Source organism: Dyadobacter jejuensis, assembly GCF_003149085.1.
GTDB classification, from domain to species: Bacteria; Bacteroidota; Bacteroidia; order Cytophagales; family Spirosomataceae; genus Dyadobacter; species Dyadobacter jejuensis.
The window spans coordinates 1-2,771 of sequence record NZ_QGDT01000043.1 but is presented as its reverse complement, the minus strand read 5'-3'; the positions used below and the strand labels follow the sequence as shown (position 1 = coordinate 2,771).

At 42.4% G+C, this 2,771-nt stretch carries 2 protein-coding genes; one reads left to right on the top strand and one right to left on the bottom strand.

All coding sequences use genetic code 11. The annotated features are described in order from the left end of the window. Positions 1-144: 144 nt before the first annotated feature. On the bottom strand, positions 145-1,614 hold the full coding sequence (locus tag CLV98_RS23030) for a carbon starvation CstA family protein (protein ID WP_109678474.1): 1,470 nt from the start codon (positions 1,612-1,614) through the stop codon (positions 145-147). Between the two features lie 330 nt (positions 1,615-1,944). On the opposite strand from CLV98_RS23030, the gene CLV98_RS23025 reads away from it, so the two are divergent. Beyond that, a partial coding sequence (locus tag CLV98_RS23025; protein WP_146202353.1) for a hypothetical protein occupies positions 1,945-2,771 on the top strand: 827 nt, incomplete at its 3' end.

Sequence of the window (2,771 nt, the reverse complement as noted above, 5' to 3'; positions counted from 1 at the left end):
AGTATCACCGCCAGGCCTTTTTTCGAGAAAATGGGTTTTAAAACCTTAAAAGACCAATGGGTAGAACGGAATGGAATTCTTTTGCCCAATTTGGCCATGGTAGCTCAGGTATAAGAAATATGGAGGGAATCGCTTCTCCCGTGGTTATTCCTGTTGCTCTTCTTGCATGATTTCTATTGGTGCCGAATTAGCTTTTTGCTGCTTAAACCGGATCCAGAAAAAGAAAATGGTGGCTAAAATGGTGAAGGTGAAGGATATAATATAAGCTGGAGTGTGTGCTATGTGAAATCCTTCGGGAGCTATCAAAATATAGGAGCTACAAACCATAGTCATAAATACAGAAGGGACTAGCGATACCCAATAAGAAGTGCCTTGAGTAGACAAATAGATGGTAATGGTCCATAGGACTATGGTGGCCAGGGTTTGGTTGCTCCATGAAAAGTATCTCCAAATGATTGCGAAGTCGATTTGGGTAAGTCCGAAAGCGATTACAAAAAGAGGGATACTAATCCACAGTCTTTGTAACAGATTTTTTTGGCTTAGCTTGAAGATATCGGCTAGTATCAATCGCGCCGAACGAAAGGCAGTATCTCCCGAAGTAATGGGTGCCGCTACAATGCCCAATAAGGCGAGGATTCCACCAAATGGCCCCAGCATATTGACTGATATCTCGTTGGCAGCCCAGGCAGCATTATTGTTATTGGCAGCCATTGTGGTGTTAAGACCTTCTACTGAACCAAAAAAAGTCATAGAGACGGCAGCCCATATCAGGGCCACTACCCCTTCGGTAATCATAGTGCCCGAAAATATCACCTTTCCCGACCGCTCGTTTCCCATACAGCGGGCCATCAGTGGCGACTGGGTGGAGTGGAAGCCCGAGACAGCACCGCAGGCGATAGTAACAAAAAGCATAGGGAAAAGAGGGGTGGCTTCTGGGTTGGCCGTCATATTACGCATATTGCTAAGCGTCAGTTCGGGGATGTGATAGTCTCCTAAAAATAAGGCCCCGATGAGCCCGATGGCCATCAAAAGCATCGCAATCCCAAAGATGGGGTATAGTTTGCTAATAAACTTGTCGATTGGTAGGAGGGTGGAGAGTATATAGTATACCAAAATAATGCCTACCCAGCCCCATAGGCCAAAAATGCTGCCGGTCATACCGTCTATTATCTTAGCAGGGCCTACTAAGAAAACAGTCCCTACAAATATCAATAAGAGTATTGTAAAGGCACGCATCACGAGCTGGGCTCCGTCGCCCATATAGATGCCTACCACTTCACTAATGCTCTTGCCATCGTGCCGAAGGGATAGCATTCCTGAAAAATAATCATGGACAATTCCAGCGAAAATGCTCCCTAGGACGATCCATAAAAATGCCGCTGGTCCATACATAGCTCCGGCAATGGCACCAAAAATGGGCCCTAGACCCGCTATATTAAGGAATTGGATGAGAAATATCTTCCAAGTAGGAAGCACAACGAAATCGACTCCATCGGCTAACCGATGTGCGGGGGTTTGTTGTGATGCCTGGACTCCAAACACCTTTTCCAAAATGCTCCCGTAGATATAATATCCCAAAATGAGAACGATAATCGAAAGTATAAGAGTAATCATATATGTAAAGCGGACTGGTAATAGAGGTCTAAAGTACAATAAACGCAGAAGAGGGGGGAATCTACTAACTACATTCCAAGTTATTACGATTCGTTTTTTATGCCTATCGATTCGTCCAGTTTCTATTTTCTACGTATACGGATCAGAATTTTCATAATCCCCTTCTTTTTCAATGAATTGTATTCTAAGTGTATCTTTTGTTATTATTTCTACAAACCGCTTAGAGATGGAGTTGCCGTTTAATAACTATTCCGGTAGTTGTCGATGCATTTAGTTATTTTCGGTAATGTAAATAGTGTATGTTTTAGATTAAAAGTGGCTCCACAAAACATGAATTCTAGATTTGCTATCTTTATAAGTGTGCTGATGTTCGTTGCCTTTTGTTTTGTATTGTTTAGCGAAACATTAAATGCTCCGTCCTATGACGATTATATCGCTACGGTATCTTTTATAAAACGTTTTTACTTCGACAGCAGCAATACTTGGGAAAAGATCAATGTCCTAATCAGCAAGCATAACGATCATCGTATTGTAGTTTCCAGACTATTGGCCTCCGGTTATTACTTGCTTTTTGGACGCCTTAACTTTACGCACCTTATTTTCATTCAGAATGTACTTTTATTAGGAAGTTTTGCTTTTCTAGTTCGATTGCTGCTCGGTGTCAAAGTACCCTTATACGCGGCATTGTTGATTTGTGCCACTTTCTTCTTCGATTTAGCCTTTTATCAGGTTTCCTTCTACTATTGGGGCGGGATCCAGTATTACTCGGTTTTTTTCTTTTCTGTTCTCAGTTTGTATTGTCTCAACCGATCGGTAGCATGGAACAGTAAATCTTTTTGGGTTGGTGTGGTCTTTGTTATTCTGGCGGTATTTTCATTTGGAAATGGCTTTTTAGCCCTGTTTCTTGGAGGTTACCTACTTTGGGCCAAAAATAGGTATCGATCGTTAGCCATCTGGTCGACCTTAAGTCTGGCGCTATTACTCCTGCTTTTTATAAATTTTGAGCCTTCTACAGGCCCGCAAAGTGGCCCCTTTCGAATCGATTGGATGGCTCGTTTGTTTTTTACTTTTGTTGGAAGTTTTATTTATGTCAATCCGCCGGAACAATGGTTACGATTGGCTAATATCGTGGTATGTGCACTCTTGGGGCTGGGGAT

What these genes read in the sequence shown, in the direction of transcription:
- CLV98_RS23030 (WP_109678474.1), bottom strand. Translation starts at nt 1,614, where the DNA reads ATGATTACTCTTATACTTTCGATTATCGTTCTCATTTTGGGATATTAT.